We start from the raw sequence: 15791 nt of genomic DNA on the forward strand, positions 1-15791 counted from the left end.
ACCAGCGATGAACATCGGTGCCGTGATCCGTCGGGTGCGCGCCCACAGCGGGCAGTTCCTGCTGCTGGCCGCGCTGACCCTGGTGATCGCCCTGCTCGTCGGCGGGGTGCCCCGGGTGGTCAACCGGCTGGCCGACCAGGGCCTGCGGGAACACCTCGCCGCTGAGCCCGCCGCCCGCCGCGACCTGACGTACGCCACCCGCCCCGGCGTCGACGCCCCGTCGGTGAGCAGCCAGGCGGTCGAGCTGGACACGCTCCAGCAGCGGATGCCCGCCGACGTACGGGCCGCCGTGGCGCAGCGGTGGTATGCCGCGCAGACCCCCGAGGACCGGGTCACCGGCCCCGACCTGGCCCGGGGCAACTACCTGGTGCACCTCGGCCTGCGGGCCATGCCCGGGGTCGAGACGGCGGGCACCCTGGTCGAGGGACGCTGGCCGGACGGGACGGCCGCCGCCGACGCCCCGGTGCAGGTGGCCCTGGCCGCCGACATCGCCGGCCGGTTCGGGCTACGGGTCGGCAGCCGGCTCACCCTCGCCCCGCCCGACGAGGAACACCCGCCGACCCCGCTGACCGTGGTCGGGTTGTTCCGGCCCGTCGACCCCGCCGACGGCAACTGGGACACCCTGCCCTCGGTGCTGGAGGTGGCCGAGCCGGAGGGGGACGGCCAACCGTTCATCCTGGTCGGGCTGGTCTCCGTCGCCGCGCTGGACCGGCTGGCCGTCGAGGACCATCCGGTGTCGTTCACCTGGCGGTACCGGCTCGGCGCGGACGGCATGGACGTCCGGCGCATCGACCACCTCGTCGACGGGGTGCAGCGGCTGGTGCGGGCCAGCACCGGCACCGGCAAGGAGCTGACCCAGGGGGTCGACGTCCCGCTGCGTGAGTTCGGGCGGGCGGTCACCTCGGCCCGTACCCTGCTCGCCGTCATCGCCGCCGGGGTGTTGGCGACACTCGCCGGGCTGGTGGTGCTGGCCGCCGCGTCGACCGTGCGCCGACGCCGCACCGAGTTCGCGCTGATCCGGGCCCGGGGTGGCGGGGTCACCACCGGCGTGCGGCGCAGCCTCGCCGAGTCGCTGCTGGTCGTACCGCCGGCCGCCGGATTGGGCTGGCTGCTCGGCGGCCTGCTGCCCGGTGCGCCCGGCGACACCGGCCCGCTCGCCGTCGGCGCGACCGCCCTGGTCACCCTGGCCCTGCCGGTGGCGACGCTGGCCGTACCGTCCGGGGTGGTCGGGCGGCGGGACCTGGGCCGGCTACGGCCGTCCGCGCGGCGGGCCACCACCGAGGCCGCCCTGGTGCTGCTGGCCGGGGTGGCGGTGGTGCTGCTGCGGCGGCGCGGGCTCACCCCCGGCACGGTGGACCCGCTGCTGGTGTCGGTGCCGGCGCTGGTCGCGGTCGCCGCGTCGGTGCTGGCGCTGCGGCTCTACCCGTGGCCGGTGCGGCTGGCCGGGCGGCTCGCCGCGCGTACCCGGGGAAGTGTCGCCTTCCTGGGCACGGCCCGCGCCGGCCGGGCGGCGGCGGCCACCCCGCTGGTCGTGGTGGTGCTCGCGGTCGCCACCGCCGCCTTCTGCGCGGTGATCGCCACCGGCATCGAGGACACCCGCGACGACGTCGCCACCCGGGCGGTGCCGGCGGACGCGCTGATCCGAGGCGACCGGCTCGCCCCGGACACCGGCCCGGCACTGGAACGCCTGGCCGGGGTGCGGGCCGCCACCGCGCTGGCCGACGAGTCGGCGCAACGCCTGGCGACCGACGCCGACGGCACCGACGCCCGGCTGCGCGACACCAGCGTGCTGCTGGTCGACGGCCCCGGGCTGGCTCGCACGGCACGGGCCGCCGGCCGGGACGTCCGGGTGCCCGGCCCGCTGCGCGACGCCCGGCCGGGCGGCGGACCGCTGCCGGCGGTGGTCTCCCCGGCGGTCGCCGCCGACCTGGCCGACGCCGGGCTGCGGTCCGCCTTCATCACCGTGCAGGGCCAGCGGTACGAGTTCACGCCCGTCGACACCGTCGTCGACTTCCCGCTGGCCCGACCCAACACCAGCCGGTACGTGGTGCTGCCCTGGCAGGCGCTGCCCCCGCGGGACAGCCCGCCCGTTCCCACCGCGTTCCTGGTCGCCGGTGACCGGCTCGACGCCGGGGTGCTGCGGCAGGTCGGGGACGAGGGACAGCAGCGCTACCAGACCGGCGGCGCGGTGACCGGCCGGGAACGACCCCGGGGCGTGGTGGTGCAGACCTGGTCGCAGACCCGGCTGCGGCTGGGCGGCGGTGGCGCGAACGGGCTGCTGGCGTTCGGGTTCGTCGCCGGGGCGGTGGCCGGTGGGGTGCTGGCCCTGCTCGCCGTCGCCTTCACCGTCCTCGCCGGGGCCCGCGCCCGGGGTGAGGTGCTGTCCCGGCTGCGCACCCTGGGGCTGTCCCGCCGGCAGTGGCGGGGGCTGCTGCTGGTGGAGCTGGCCCCGCTGGTGGGGGTGGCGGTGCTGACCGGAGCGCTGGTCGGGGTGCTGCTGCCGGTGCTGCTCACCCCGCTGCTCGGGCTCGCCGCGTTCACCAACGGCACACCGGTACGGGTGGGTTTCGCGCCCGGTCTGGTCGCCGCCACGGTCGGGCTCGGCGCGGTCGCGCTGGGCTTCGCCATGGCGGTGGAGGCTTTGAACAACCGTCGGATGCGCCTCGGCGAGGTGCTCCGGCTCGGAGAGGAGAGCTGAGATGACCACGACCGCCCAGAACCCCGTCGTACCCGACCTGGCGGACCTGCAACGCCGGGCGGCGCAGCGGGCGGCCGAACGGGCCGGCGGGCAGGACCGGCTGCGCGGGCACATCGTCTGCGACGGCCTGGTCCGGATCTTCAAGACCGAAGGGGTCGAGGTGGTCGCCCTCCAGGGGCTCGACCTGGTGATCGACCGGGGTGAGCTGGTGGCGATCGTCGGGGCCTCCGGCTCGGGCAAGTCGACCCTGCTCAACATCCTCTCCGGGCTGGACACGCCGACGGCGGGGATCGCCCGGGTGGCCGACTACGACCTGCTGGCGCTGTCGGCCCGCCGCCGGTTGCGCTACCGGCGGCACACCGTCGGGTTCGTCTGGCAGCAGACCGGCCGCAACCTGCTGCCGTACCTGACCGCCCGGGAGAACGTGGAGCTGCCGATGCGGCTGGCCCGGCGCGGTGGTGGCGGCCGGGCCCGCCGACGACGGGCCGACGAGCTGCTGGACCTGGTCGGGGTGGGCTACTGCGCGGACCGGCGTCCCGGGCAGCTCAGCGGCGGCGAGCAGCAGCGCTGCGCGGTCGCGGTGGCGGTCGCCAACGACCCGGAGGTGCTCTTCGCCGACGAACCGACCGGCGAGCTGGACGAGGCGACCGGCGCGGAGGTCTTCGCGGCGCTGCGCACCATCAACGCCGAACTGGGGGTGACCGTGGTGGTGGTCACCCACGACCACGCCGTCGCCGACCAGGTCCGCCGCACCGTCGCGATCCGCGACGGCCGGACCGCCTCCGAGGTACGCCGGACCGCGCGGATCGGCGCCGACGGCAGCACCGAACTGGTCAGCGAGGAGTACGCGGTGCTGGACCGGACCGGCCGGATGCAGCTCCCGGCGCCCTTCGTGGCGGCCCTGGCGTTGCGGGACCGGGTCCGCCTCGATCTCGCCCCCGACCACGTGCAGGTCCGCCCCGGCGACCAGACGCCGGACCAGAACGGGAGTGACGCATGAGCGAGCAGGTTCCCGCCGTCCGGGCCGACGGGGCGGTCGTCCGGGCCGCCGACGCGGTCACCGACGAGGTGGTCCGGGTCGAGGGGGTGAGCCGGACGTTCGGCCGGGGGCGGCACGCCGTGCACGCCGTCCGTGAGGTCTCCTTCACCGCCGCCCGGGGTGAGCTGGTGGCGGTGCGGGGCCGCTCCGGCGCGGGCAAGACCACCCTGCTGAACCTGGTCGGCGGGCTGGACCGACCGGACACCGGCCGGGTCCGGGTGGCCGGGCACGACGTCACCGGTGCCGGCGAGGCCGAGCTGCTGCGGCTGCGCCGGGGCACGGTCGGGTTCGTGTTCCAGACCTTCGGGCTGGTGCCGATCCTGTCGGCGGCGGAGAACGTCGGGGTGCCGCTGCGGCTGGCCCGGGTCCCGGCGGCGGAGCGTGAGCAGCGGGTGGCGGTGCTGCTGGAGCTGGTCGGCCTGGGTGGCCACGCCGGTCAGCGCCCGTACGAGCTGTCCGGTGGGCAGCAGCAGCGGGTCGCCGTGGCCCGCGCCCTGGCCAACGAACCCGACCTGCTGATCGCCGACGAGCCGACCGGTCAGCTCGACTCCGAGACCGGCCGGGCGATCATGGACCTGCTCCGCGCGGTGGTGCACGCGCGGGGGATGACCGCCCTGGTCGCCACCCACGACCCGGCTCTGATCGAGGTGGCCGACCGGGCGCTGACCCTGCGCGACGGCCGCCTGGTCGACGACTGACCGGCAGAGGGTGGGTCAGGCCGCCGGGTGACCCGCTCCCACATCCTCACGGTCAGAGGGGGAGTTTCATGCCCTCGTGGCTGGCGACGAAGCCGAGGCGCTGATAGAAGCGGTGCGCGTCGGTGCGGGACTTGTCGGTGGTGAGCTGCACCAACCCGCAGCCCCGCCGTCGAGCCTCGTCGATCGCCCAGGTCATCATCGCCTGGCCCACCCCGTGCCCGCGCAGGTCGGAGCGGACCCGGACCGCCTCCACGAGCGCCCGTTCCGCGCCGTGCCGGCCCAGCCCCGGAATGTAGGTGAGCTGGAAGCAGCCGACGACCTCCCCGGCGCGTTCGGCCACCAGCTGCTGGTTGCGTGGGTCGGCGGTGATGGCGGCGAACGCCCGCTCGTACGCCTCGTCCACCCCGGTGTGCTCGCGTGTCCGGCCGAGCACGTCGTCGGCGAGCAGGGCCAGGATGGCGGGCAGGTCGTCCCGGACCGCCTCGCGGAGGATCACGTCGGTCATGACCGGCAGCCTGTCACAGCACCCCGCCCGGTCGCCGGGCACAGGTGGGTGTCCCGGCCTGCGGTCGGTCGTCGGACGCCCGGCGGGCGGCGGTGGCGTCCGGGAGGCAGCATGGTGCGGCATGAAGCTGTTGTTGCCGTTCCGGTGGGTCTACCGAGGCCTGGTGTACTTCGCCAACTCGCCCCGGACGCTGATCACGTCGTACCTGCTGATGATCGTGGTGGCCGGGGTGATCTACGGCCAGGTGGAGCACCGCAGCGCCGCCGACGCCGTGTGGTGGGCGGTGGTCACCGCCTCCACCGTCGGCTACGGCGACATCTCCCCGACCAGCTGGCAGGGACGCGTCCTGGCCGCGCTGCTGATCTCCACCATGGTGCTGCTGGTCATTCCCCTGATCACCGCGCACTTCGCCAGCCGGCTCATCGTCGACGACGACGCCTTCGAGCACGTCGAGCAGGAGGAGCTGAAGAACGACGTGCGCCGGATGCGGGCGCTGCTGGAGGAGTTGGCCGCCCGGCAGGGCATCGAGCTGCCGGAGCTGCCACCGCCGCCGGCCCCACCGGACCACGCGACCCTGGTCAGGCAGCGGCTGCGCGGACGCCGCAACCGCCGCTGACCACCGGCAGCGACCCCGAAACCCGGTCGGAGCAGCGACCGTGACGTGGTGGGTCGGTGACCGTCTCGCCCGGCGGGAGCGTCCGTCGCACGGAGGAGCGTCCGTCGCCCGGTGGCGGCGTCGCCGGGTCAGCGGGCGGGGCAGCGCAACCCCTCCCGGGGGACGGTGAGCGAGATCAGGTAGGCGTCCACCGCCTCGGTGATGCAGGCGGTCTGCGGGTAGGCGGTGTGCCCCTCGCCCTCCCAGGTGAGCACCCGGCCGACCCCCAGCATCGCGGCCAGCCGGGCCGTCTGCTCGTACGGCGTGGCCGGGTCACCGGTGGTGCCCACCACCACGATCGGTGGCGCCCCGTCGGCCGGGCCGGTCGGGTACGGGTCCCGCCCGCCCGGCCACTCGACGCAACCGAACATCCCCACCGCCAGGGCCGGCCCGAACAGCGGGTACTGCTGCCGCCACTGCGACTGCAACTGGCGGATCTGCGCCACGCTGGGCTTCTCGGTCTCGTCGGCGCAGTTGACCGCGAGGTTGGCGTCGAAGAGGTTGGAGTAGTGCCCGTCCTCGCCCCGCCCGGCGTACGCGTCGGCGAGCTTGAACACGTCGGTCGGGTCGCCCTCGTCGAGCCGGTCGATCGCGCGGGCCAACTCCTCCCAACCCGACTCGGTGTAGAGCGAGGAGATCACCGCGTAGAAGACCCACCCGGAGGTGGCCTCCCGCCCGTCGGCACCGCGTACCGGGGAGACCTTCGCCTTGTCGATCGCCGCGGTCACCGCAGCCCGGGCGTCCGGGGCGATCGGGCAGCGGCCGGCATTCGCCGCGCACCACCGGTCGAAGTTGTCGAATGCCCGCTCGAAGCCCCGGGCCTGGCTCTCCGACCCGGCCACCAACTGCTGTCGGGGGTCGACCGCACCGTCGAGCACCAGCGCCCGGACCCGCTGCGGGTAGAGCTGGGCGTAGGTCGCGCCGAGCAGGGTGCCGTAGGAGTAGCCGAGGTAGGTGAGCTTGTCGTCGCCGACGGCGGCCCGCACCGCGTCCATGTCCCGGGCGGCCTGCTCGGTGCCGTAGAGGGGGAGCTGGTCGCCGTACCGGTTGCCGCAGCCCTGGCCGATCCGCCGGTTGAGCGCCTGGTAGGCGTCGAACGACTGCTGGCTGCGCGGGTCGGGGTCGTAGCCGAAGCTGGCGTCCAGGTCGGCGTCGGAGATGCACTTGACCGGGCTGGACCGGGACACCCCGCGTGGGTCGAAGCCGACGATGTCGAACCGGTCGGTGACCGCGGCGGGCAGCCCCCCGAAGGACGGCCCGAAGGACAGGTAGACGGCGGTGTCCACGCCGGAACCGCCCGGCCCACCCGGGTTGATCACCAGGGAACCGATCCGGTCCCGTTGTTTCGAGGACCGGGCCCGCAGCAGCGCGATCTCGAAGGTCTCGCCGCTGCCCGGTCCGGTGGTCGCTCCCGTCCCGGCACCCCAGTTGCGGGGCACCGCGATCCGGGCGCACTCGTAGCGCATGCCCGGGGCACCCCGGCCCACCAGCTCGTCGGCCACCTCCGGGCAGGCCCGCCAGGCGGGCGTGTCGCCCGGTGCCGCCGCCGACGAGTCCTCCGTCCGCGGGGCGAACGCCGGCAGGGTGCACCCGGTGACGAGCAACGCGCCCGCGACGAACCCGGCCAGGGCGAGCCGGAACCGGCGGCTGCGGCGGGCGGTGCTGGTCACCGGCGAACCTCCATGATCGGGTAGCAGTCAGGCTACGCCCGGGTGCCGGCGTCCGGCGGCACGGTCGCCGCCGGATCGCCCCGGAGCACCTGGTCGACGTCGAAGCGCACCGGGCGGTCGAGCTGGTCGTAGCGGCAGGACCGGGGATCGCGGTCGGGCCGCCAGCGGACGAACCGGGCGGTGTGCCGGAACCGGTCGCCCTCCATCGCGTCGTAGCCGACCTCCATCACCAGCGCGGGGCGCAGCGGCACCCAGTCGAGGTTCTTGCCGCCCGTCCAGCGGCTGACCCCGCCGGGGATCCGCTGGCCGCGCTCGTGGTCGCCGTGCACCCACGGGTGCTCCGCGTCGCCCTCCCGGTAGGGGGCCAGCTCGTCGAGCAGCTCCTGCCGGCGGGCCATGGTGAACGAGGCGCTCACCCCGACGTGGTGCAGCACCCCGGCGTCGTCGTAGAGGCCCAGCAGCAACGAGCCGACCACCGGCCCGGACTTGTGCCAGCGGAACCCGGCGACCACCACGTCGGCCGTCCGGGCATGTTTGACCTTGGCCATCAGCCGCTTGCCCGGCTGGTAGGTCAGGTCGGCCGGCTTGACGATCAACCCGTCCAGCCCGGCACCCTCGAACACCTCGAACCAGCGCCGGGCGGTCTCCGGATCGGTGGTGACCTGGGTGACGTGCACCGGCGGCCGGACCCCGGCCAGCGCCCGCACCAGACGCTCCCGCCGGGTCGGGTAGGGCTGGTCGACCAGCAGCTCGTCGTCGAGGGCGAGCAGGTCGAAGGCGACGAAGTCGGCCGGGGTCGTCTCGGCGAGCAGGGCGACCCGGGAGGCGGCCGGGTGGATCCGCTGGGCGAGCTGCTCGAAGTCGAGCCGGGGCTGGCCGCCCGGACCGTCGCGCCGGATCACGATCAGCTCGCCGTCGACCGCGCACCGCTCGGGCAGCTGCGCCCGCACCTGCGCGACCACCTCGGGGAAGTAGCGGGTCATCGACTTGCCGCCCCGGCTGGCCAGCTCGACCTCGTCGCCGTCGCGGAACACGATGCAGCGGAAGCCGTCCCACTTGGGCTCGTAGGTCAGGCCGGGATCGGTGGGCAGGCGGGCCACGCTCTTGGCCAGCATCGGCTCGACCGGCGGGTTGATCGGCAGGTCCACGGCGACAGTCAACCAGACGCCACCGACAGTGGTGAGGCAGATCACCGTCGGTCCCGGTCCGGCGTGTCCCCGTGGGTACCGGCCGTCCCTCGGGGGCGGATTCGTCTGCGCAGCTCGGAGCTACCGTCGCGGGGTGGAGTGGCGGTGTGGTTGCTGTGGGCGCTGGCAGGTCAGCGTCGAGCTGGTGCGGGGCCGGCACCGCTACCGCCTGGTGCACCGCTATCCGGCCCGCTTCGGCGGCGGCAGGAACGTGCTCGGCGAGGCGGGCACCGTCGCCGAACTGACCGAGCTGCTCCACCGGCACACCCCGCTGGACCTGGCCGACCTGCGCGAGGCCGGCTGACCCGCGCACCGGTCGAGGCCCCACCCGGCTGACCCGCGCCCCGGCCGAGGCTGCGTCCGGTCGAGGCCCCGTCCGGTCGAGGCTACGTCCGATCCCCGCGTCCGGCCGGGCCGCGTCCCGGCGGGCGCACGGTCGGGAGGTCGCACGGTCGGGAGGGCGACCGGAGGGTGGCCCGGTCACGATCGCTGCGGCAGGCTCGTCGGGGAACCGGGCGGCACGCGGGTGCCGCCGGTGGAGCCACGGAGGCGGCATGCGGTTCGAGACGGCGACCGAGATCGACGCGGACATCGACACGGTCTGGGCGGTGCAGAGCGACATCGACCGCTGGCCCGAGTGGACCGAATCGGTGCGGACCGCCCGCCGGGGTGAGGCCGGACCGTTGGTCCTCGGGGCCACCGCCCGGCTGGAGCAGCCCTGGCTCCGTCCGACGTCCTGGCGGGTCACCGAGATCGACCCGCCCCGCTGCTTCGTCTGGGAGTCCAGCACCCCGGGGGTGCACAGCCGGGGCGAGCACCGGATCGTGCCGCTGCCCGACGGTCGGGTCCGGGTGGAGCTGGCCCTGGTGCTCACCGGACCCCTCGCCGGACCCACCGGCCGGCTCGGCGGCCGGCTGGTGCGCCGTTACCTGCGGTTGGAGGCCGACGGGCTCCGGCGACGCTGCGAGGCCGGCTGAGCCGGGTGGGCGGCACCGCCGGTCGGGTCGCCGGTCGACGACATCGGCCATAGGCTGGGGATGACCCTGGGGAGGCACGGTGTCCGAGTTGACGTACCCCGAGGTGGGTGCGACCCGACGGGGGCCGCTACCGGCGGGCTACCACCACCTGCGGCACACCGCCCCGATGCCGCCCGGCAGTTTCCTGGTCGCCGCCGAGGCGGTGCTGAGCTGGCGGCTGCACCGGGCGGCCGGGGTGCGGATGCGCACCGACGCGCCCCGGGCCGCGCCCGGGGCGCGGGTCACCCCGGGGCTCGGGCTGGGACCACTGCGGGTGTGGGGGCCGTGCGAGGTGGTCTGGGTGGCCGAGGGCGACCGGGAGGCCGGCTTCGGCTACGGCACCCTGCCCGGCCATCCGGAACGCGGGGAGGAAGCGTTCCTGGTCCGCTGCGACGCTGAAGGCAGGGTCAGCTTCGAGGTCACCGCGTTCAGCCGGCCGGACCGCTGGTTCATGACCGCCGCCGGGCCCGCCGGTCGCGCCGTCCAGCACGGGTACGCCCGTTGGCTGGCCCACACCCTGCGCCGGCTCTCCCACCAGCCGACGTCATGAGCGACCCGGGGTCGCCTCGGTAACGGCAGCCACCCGCCCCGGTAGCCCCCTGCATCGGCGACACGGCGCACCGGGTCCCCGCCCGGCGGGGCGACGGTGGCTGGTGGGGAGGGGTCAGAAGCGGGCGAAGGAGCGGATCGGCATCCGGGGACCGAACCGGGGCGCCTGGATGCCGGCGACGGCCAGCAGCAGGCAGACCCGACCCCGGTGACCCCGGAACGGGGCGAGCAGGTCGAGCATCCGGGCGTCGTCACCGCGCGCCTCACCGGCGAGCGCCCAGGCCACCGTGTTCGGCACGTGGTAGTCGCCGACGCTTACCGCGTCCGGGTCGCCGTACCCGATCCGGACCACCTCGGCGGCGGTCCACGGGCCGATGCCGGGGATCGCGGTGAGCCGTCGGGTCGCCTCGGCGCTGTCGACGCAGCGTTCCAGCCGGTCGGCCAGGGCGGCGGCCCGCCGTAGCGTGTCGGCCCGGCGCTGCTCCACGCCGAACGGGTGGAACACCCAGTACGGCGTCGCCGCCACGGTGGCCGCGTCGGGTGGCAGCAGCAGCGGCTGGAACGGGCCGGGCGCGGGCTCGGCGAAGTGCCGTACGGTCGCCGCGTACGCCCGGTACGCCTCCGTGCCGGTGACCTTCTGTTCGAAGACGGCGCGCAGCACCCGGGGGAAGAGTTGGCCGGTGGCGGGCATCCGCAGCCCCCGGTGCCGGGCGGCCAGTTCGGCCACCACCGGATGGGCGGCGGCCAGCTCGGCGAAGCCGGTCAGGTCGTCGCGCAGGCCGGCGACCGCGTCGGCCCGCTCGACCACCCAGTCGGCACCCGGCCCGTGGCCCTCGGCGACCAGTTCCCCCTGCCCAGGGCGCAGGGCGAGGGTGGCCGGACCGGCCGGGGTGCGGGTGGCCCACCAGAAGGTGCCGGCGGCGATCCGCGCACACGGGTCGTACGGGCTGAAGGTGAGGGGCCGGACGGAGGCGGTGAACCGGTAGTCGGCCGGCGGTCGCAGCACCCGGCGTGCTGCCGGCTCGTCCCAGGTCACCCCGTCACTGTGCCATGCCCGGGCGGCCGGGTCACCCGGCCCCGCCCCGGCGTCCGGCCCCGCCCCGGCGAGGGGCCGGGGCCGGAAATGGACGACACCGCCGACGCCCTGCGCGTCGGCGGTGTCTCCATCCCGGAGTGGACCGGCCGCCCGAGCGGCCGTGGGTGCGGGGTTGGGGGGACCTTCGATGGCGCGCGCCCGCTGGCGTGTGGCGCGTCCACCGCCCTCGTCCGCTCCGGGGGTTCGTGGGGGGAGGGTCCGGCGGGTGGTACCGCGACGCCGGCCCGGTGAGGGCCGGCGTCGCGGCCGGGACCGTGCGACGCTGCCGGTACGTCGAGGCCCTGGTGTGCCGGTGGCCGGCCGCGCCCTCCCCGGCTGCGACCGGCCACCGTGTCCCGGCTGATGCTGGATCAGTAGGTGTAGTCGCCGCCGCTGCTGGAGCCGCCCGAGTCGCCGGCCGCCGGCGGGGCGACCGCCTTCGGGGTGCCGGTGGGCAGGCAGGTCAGGTTCTTCTTGCCGTTCGGGTCGACCACGAACCAGGTGCCGCCGACGCCCTGGCCCTTCCATTGGCCGGCCTTCTTGTCGCCGATGTAGCGGTAGACCGGCCAACCACCGATGGTGATCTGGCGGGTGCCGTCCTGGCGGGTGACGGTGCCGACCTTGTCGTCGGAGACGCCCTGGAGCTGCGGGTTGCCGTCGGTCAGCGCGGGCGGCCAGACCTGGGCGCACTTGTCGACGCAGTTCGACGACGGCGGATCGTCGGAGTCCTTGTCGAAGCGGTAGAGGATGAAGCCCTCCTGGTCCACCACGACCTTGCCCATCCGGGCGATCTTCTTACCGACGAGCTGGTCGGTGAGCTGAACGTTGGCCGGGGGCGGCGCCTGGTCGGCGGCGGGGGCGCCCGAGGCGCCGGGCGCACCGGGGGAGGCCGAGGTATCCGGCTCGACCGACGCGGTGGGCTCGGCCGCGGCGACGGCGACCGGCTCGGCTGCGCTGGAGTTCGCTCCGTTGTAACCTGCGGGTGCGCAGGCCGTGAGTGCGACCACCGCGCTCGCGACGATGACGGTCGTCCGCTTGATCTTTGCCACGTGCCCTCCTCATTCTTGGCGGTTCACCGAGTAGTACGGAGCGTCCACTGTCAAGGTTGAACGATCTACAGTGGGCCATTTCACATCTGATTCGTTGAACCGTTCCGGCCGGCCGTACGTGTGCGCCAGCAGAGGCACCCTCCGGGCCCGGAAAGCCGAAACGGCGTCGACCCGGACCGGGTCGACGCCGTTTCGACGGTTGGTTCAGGGAACCAGGGTCACCAGCGGACTCGCCACCCCGTTGGCGTCCACCGACTGCACCTGCAACTTCGCGATCTCACCGCGCGGCGCCGAGGTGGACGCCTCCAACTGGAGATTCTGCGGGTTGGCGGTGGTGCCGTAACCCGTTCCCGGCACCGCCCAGGTGGAGATCACCTCGGTGGTGTCGTTCTTGCGGATGACCACCAGCCGGCAGGTGCGCGGGCCGGGCAGCCGGGTCAGGTTGAACCCGATCCAGGTGCCGTACTCCTTGCTGGCGAGCCACATGGTGGTCTTCACCCCGGTGCTGCCGTCGGTCGCGTCGAACTGGTCGCCCTCGATCTCGGTGCCACCCACCGACGGCCCCGACCGGGTCGGCTGCGGGCTCGCCGGCCCGTCCACCGGCGCGGACCGGCTCGGCTCGGCGATCACCGGGCCGGAACCGCCGCCCGGGTTGCCGAAGGTGGCCACACCGACGCCGCTGAGCGCGCCGACCGCCACCACCGCGGCGGCCATCGACAGCACCTGCCGGAACCGGGCCTTGCGCCGGTGGGTACGGACCGCGACCAGGGTACGGTCCAACAGCCGCGGGTCCGTCGCGGTCTGCTCCATCGCCATCATCGTCTCGCCGTCGATGTCGGAGAGCAGCCCCACCACCGGGACCATGGTCTCCAACTCGGCGGCACACGCCCAGCAGGTCGCGAGGTGTTCCTCGAACCGTTCGGTGTCCTGCACGTCCAGGACGCCGAGCGCGTAGGCGGCTACGTCCATATGGTCTGCCCGGCTCATTCCGTCACCCCCCTCTCCTGTAGGGCCGTGCGCAGCGCGCGCAGCGCGTAGTAGACCCGCGACTTCGCGGTGCCCAGCGGCAGGCCCAACTCCTCGGCCGCCTCCGGCACCGTCCGGCCACGGAAGTACGTCGCCACCAGGATCTCCCGGTGCGACTGGCTCAACGTACGCAGCGCGTCCGCCACCGTCATGGTGCGCAGCACCCGGTCGGTGCTGTCCGCCTCGGCGAACGCCGTCAGATCCCGGTCGTACGTCTCCGGCGGGCGGGCCTGCTCGCTGCGGTGCTCGTCGATGGCGATCCGCCGGGCCACCGTGACCAGCCAGGGCCGCAGCGAACCCTGCCCCTGCACGCCCAGCCGGTGCGCGTTGCGCCAGGCCCGCAGCAGCGTCTCCTGGACGATGTCCTCGGCGCGCTGCCGGTCACCACCGGTCAACCGCATCACGAACATCAGCAGCGGGCCGGCGTGCTCGGCGTAGAGCAGCCGGACCAACTGGTCGGAGTGGCTCGCCTCCGGGGTCGTCGCCGGGGCCTGGTGCCGCCCGGGCGCCGACCGCGGAGTCACCGGGCCATTCTGGCGATCGGTGGGGCCGGCGTCGACCCCCCGGCTTGACCTCGACGCACGCGACTGCGGCTGGGCCCGGGCGAACATCCACCCTGGCCTGGCCAATTCGCCGTGCAAGCCGGCCGCGACCGCACTCATCCAGACCTCCTGCTGTCCACCGACATCAGCGGGCCCACGGGGAGGGCGCCGACCCTTGATACGGAACGCCCATCCCGGCGGATCAACGGCGGACCGAAAAAATTCCTGGCGGCGGCGGAACGGAGCCCGTGGCGTCCGCGTCGGTGACCACCGCCGCGCCGGCCACGAACCGGTCCAACTGGTCGCCGGCCAGCACCCGACCGGGGAACCAGTCCCCGGCCGCGCGGCGGGTCAACTCCGGCACCGGCGGCTCGACCCGCCCCGCCACCAGCACCAGGTTGCCGTGCCGCCGCCCCCGCAGCACGGCCGCGTCACCGACCAGGGCGGCCCGGGGCAGCACCGAACGCACCGTCGCCACCTGGGCGCGGGCGTGCCGCAACGGTGGACCGTCGGCCAGGTTGGCCAGGTACCAGCCGCCCGGCGCGAGCACCCGGGCCACCTGCCCCGCGTACTCCGCGCTGGTCAGGTGGGCGGGGGTACGCGCACCGGCGAAGACGTCGGCGACCACCACGTCGTACCCGCCGTCGCGGCTGGCCTCCAGGGTGGCCCGGGCGTCGGCGACCCGCACCTTCAGCCGGGAGTCGGCCGGCCAGGGCAGCTCCCGGCGGACCAGCTCCACCAGCGCGCCGTCGACCTCGGCGACCCGCTGCGTCGACCCGGGCCGGGTGACCTGCACGTACCGGGGCAGGGTCAGCGCGCCGCCGCCCAGGTGCAGCACCCGCAGCGGGGCCCCCGGCGGGGCGAGCAGGTCCAGCGCCGCGCCGAACCGGCGGACGTACTCGAACTCCAGGTGCGTCGGGTCGGCCAGGTCCACGTGCGACTGCGGGGCGTCGTCGAGCAGCAGCGTCCACGAGCGCGGCCGGTCCGGGTCCGGCACCAGCTCGGCCCGACCGGTGTCCACGTCCACGACGATCCGGTCGTCGCCCCGACGGCGGCCCATCAGCGGCACCTCCCATGGTCGTGGCCCATCAGCGACGCATCCCGCTGCGGCTGGCCATGGTCAGCGCGCGGTGCAGCAACCGGGCGTCGCCCAGCAGCCCGCGCAGCCGCCGCTCCAACCCGGCGATCGGCACCAGGTTCTGCGGGGCCCGGGGGTCCTTGTACGGCGAGGAGGCGAACCGGGGCAGGGTGACCAGCGACAGGTCGGCCAGCGCGATCGCGTCCTGCGGTTCGAGGTCGGGCGAGCACTCCAGCCGGACGATCCCGGCCCACGGCGCACCCACCGTCACCGGCAGCCGCAGGTACCACGACCAGCCACCCCAGGCGGTGCCGAGCCGGAACACCGGGGACCGCTGGCCGGAGCCCAGCCCGGTGACCACGGCGGTGAGCCGGGCGTCGAGATACTGGCTGTGCTGGGTCTTGATGTAGCCCAGGGTGCGCGGCAGCTGCCGACGCGCCCGCAGCGGGCCGTCCACCACCAGCAGGTCCCCGTCGGTGCGGGCCGCGTCGGACACGGCCACCTCCAGGGCGGTCAGCGGGGCCTGCACCGCCGCGGGCAGCTTGCTCAGCTCCCCGGTGCCGCCGACCCGGTGCACCGGGTAGCGCACCTGCCCGCAGGCCACCTCCTGCGCCGACGGGCTGGCCGTGAACAGGCCCCGACCCACCCGTGCCCCGGCCAGCTCGGCCGCGCCGCGCTCCAGGTCACAACGGACCACCCCGGCCGCGTACGAGGCGGCGATCCCCGGGTACGAGGCACCGTCCTCCTCGGCCGTCCACACGCTGGCGTCGATCCGGCGTACCCCGTCGACGAGCAGCACCACGTCCGGGGCGGCCACCCCCGGGCGCGGCCCGATCGCCCGCCAGTCCACCGCCGGCAGTTCCACGTCGGTGTCGACCTGGGTGCTGCTCGGCGTCACCGGCCCACCCGGCGTCGCCTCGAACGACGCCCCGTAGGACGGGTCCCAGGCGTCCACGAACAGCTGCGGCCCGGTCACGTCACCGCCCCACGAACCGACCTCGCGC

Annotated in this window: 16 protein-coding genes; 7 read left to right on the top strand and 9 right to left on the bottom strand. The window is 75.0% G+C overall.

The annotated features are described in order from the left end of the window. Positions 1-7: 7 nt before the first annotated feature. From J7462_RS33050 to J7462_RS28575, 3 genes are read left to right on the top strand one after another with little or no spacing between them, the layout of a single operon-like run. On the top strand, positions 8-2698 hold the full coding sequence (locus J7462_RS33050) for an FtsX-like permease family protein (RefSeq protein WP_219468747.1): 2691 nt from the start codon (positions 8-10) through the stop codon (positions 2696-2698). A 1-nt stretch (position 2699) separates the two neighbouring features. Beyond that, entirely contained in the window at positions 2700-3698 is a 999-nt protein-coding gene (locus tag J7462_RS28570) for an ABC transporter ATP-binding protein (protein WP_208569503.1), read from the top strand. Then, positions 3695-4435 (top strand): ABC transporter ATP-binding protein, encoded by a 741-nt coding sequence (locus J7462_RS28575; protein WP_255597933.1) that lies wholly within the window; start codon positions 3695-3697, stop codon positions 4433-4435. Before J7462_RS28570 ends, J7462_RS28575 begins: the two co-directional genes overlap by 4 nt. A gap of 52 nt (positions 4436-4487) precedes the next feature. Here the strand turns inward: J7462_RS28575 and J7462_RS28580 are convergent, their stop codons facing one another. Beyond that, positions 4488-4940, bottom strand: a complete 453-nt coding sequence (locus J7462_RS28580; protein ID WP_219468750.1) for a GNAT family N-acetyltransferase — start codon at positions 4938-4940, stop codon at positions 4488-4490. 121 nt (positions 4941-5061) lie between these two features. Here J7462_RS28580 and J7462_RS28585 point away from each other — a divergent pair, with 121 nt between their 5' ends. Further along, complete coding sequence (locus tag J7462_RS28585) at positions 5062-5556, top strand: potassium channel family protein (protein WP_219468753.1); 495 nt, start codon at positions 5062-5064, stop codon at positions 5554-5556. Positions 5557-5684: 128 nt separating this feature from the next. Here the strand turns inward: J7462_RS28585 and J7462_RS28590 are convergent, their stop codons facing one another. Both J7462_RS28590 and J7462_RS28595 read right to left on the bottom strand, forming a co-directional pair. Next, positions 5685-7265, bottom strand: coding sequence for an alpha/beta hydrolase (locus J7462_RS28590; protein ID WP_374197554.1), 1581 nt, complete (start codon positions 7263-7265; stop codon positions 5685-5687). 32 nt (positions 7266-7297) lie between these two features. Then, positions 7298-8413 (bottom strand): ATP-dependent DNA ligase, encoded by a 1116-nt coding sequence (locus J7462_RS28595; RefSeq protein ID WP_219468756.1) that lies wholly within the window; start codon positions 8411-8413, stop codon positions 7298-7300. A 133-nt stretch (positions 8414-8546) separates the two neighbouring features. On the opposite strand from J7462_RS28595, the gene J7462_RS28600 reads away from it, so the two are divergent. The 3 genes from J7462_RS28600 (at position 8547) to J7462_RS28610 (ending at position 10018) form a co-directional block, all read left to right on the top strand. Further along, entirely contained in the window at positions 8547-8756 is a 210-nt protein-coding gene (locus tag J7462_RS28600; RefSeq protein ID WP_208569499.1) for a hypothetical protein, read from the top strand. A 250-nt stretch (positions 8757-9006) separates the two neighbouring features. After that, positions 9007-9429, top strand: coding sequence for an SRPBCC family protein (locus tag J7462_RS28605; protein WP_219468759.1), 423 nt, complete (start codon positions 9007-9009; stop codon positions 9427-9429). A 79-nt stretch (positions 9430-9508) separates the two neighbouring features. Then, the gene (locus J7462_RS28610; RefSeq protein WP_219468761.1) at positions 9509-10018 is read left to right on the top strand and encodes a DUF1990 family protein; all 510 of its coding nucleotides are present in this window, start codon (positions 9509-9511) and stop codon (positions 10016-10018) included. A 114-nt stretch (positions 10019-10132) separates the two neighbouring features. Here the strand turns inward: J7462_RS28610 and J7462_RS28615 are convergent, their stop codons facing one another. The 6 genes from J7462_RS28615 to J7462_RS28640 form a co-directional block, all read right to left on the bottom strand. Beyond that, positions 10133-11053 carry a DNA-3-methyladenine glycosylase gene (locus J7462_RS28615; RefSeq protein ID WP_219468764.1) on the bottom strand — a complete coding sequence of 307 codons (921 nt, stop codon included), beginning with the start codon at positions 11051-11053 and terminating at the stop codon, positions 10133-10135. A 410-nt stretch (positions 11054-11463) separates the two neighbouring features. Beyond that, a complete protein-coding gene (locus J7462_RS28620) occupies positions 11464-12141 on the bottom strand; it encodes a hypothetical protein (protein ID WP_219468766.1) in 678 nt (225 codons plus the stop codon). Between the two features lie 204 nt (positions 12142-12345). Continuing rightward, a complete protein-coding gene (locus tag J7462_RS28625; protein ID WP_208570735.1) occupies positions 12346-13128 on the bottom strand; it encodes an anti-sigma factor in 783 nt (260 codons plus the stop codon). Further along, positions 13125-13829: a sigma-70 family RNA polymerase sigma factor gene (locus tag J7462_RS28630; protein WP_219468769.1), complete on the bottom strand. Its 705-nt coding sequence runs from the start codon at positions 13827-13829 to the stop codon at positions 13125-13127. Before J7462_RS28630 ends, J7462_RS28625 begins: the two co-directional genes overlap by 4 nt. An 82-nt stretch (positions 13830-13911) precedes the next feature. Next, positions 13912-14769 (bottom strand): spermidine synthase, encoded by an 858-nt coding sequence (locus J7462_RS28635; protein WP_208570737.1) that lies wholly within the window; start codon positions 14767-14769, stop codon positions 13912-13914. A 28-nt stretch (positions 14770-14797) separates the two neighbouring features. Further along, a complete protein-coding gene (locus J7462_RS28640) occupies positions 14798-15763 on the bottom strand; it encodes a hypothetical protein (protein ID WP_219468772.1) in 966 nt (321 codons plus the stop codon). Positions 15764-15791 lie beyond the last annotated feature (28 nt).

The sequence above is a fragment of the Micromonospora sp. RL09-050-HVF-A genome, from assembly GCF_019374995.1.
GTDB lineage: Bacteria > Actinomycetota > Actinomycetes > Mycobacteriales > Micromonosporaceae > Micromonospora > Micromonospora antibiotica.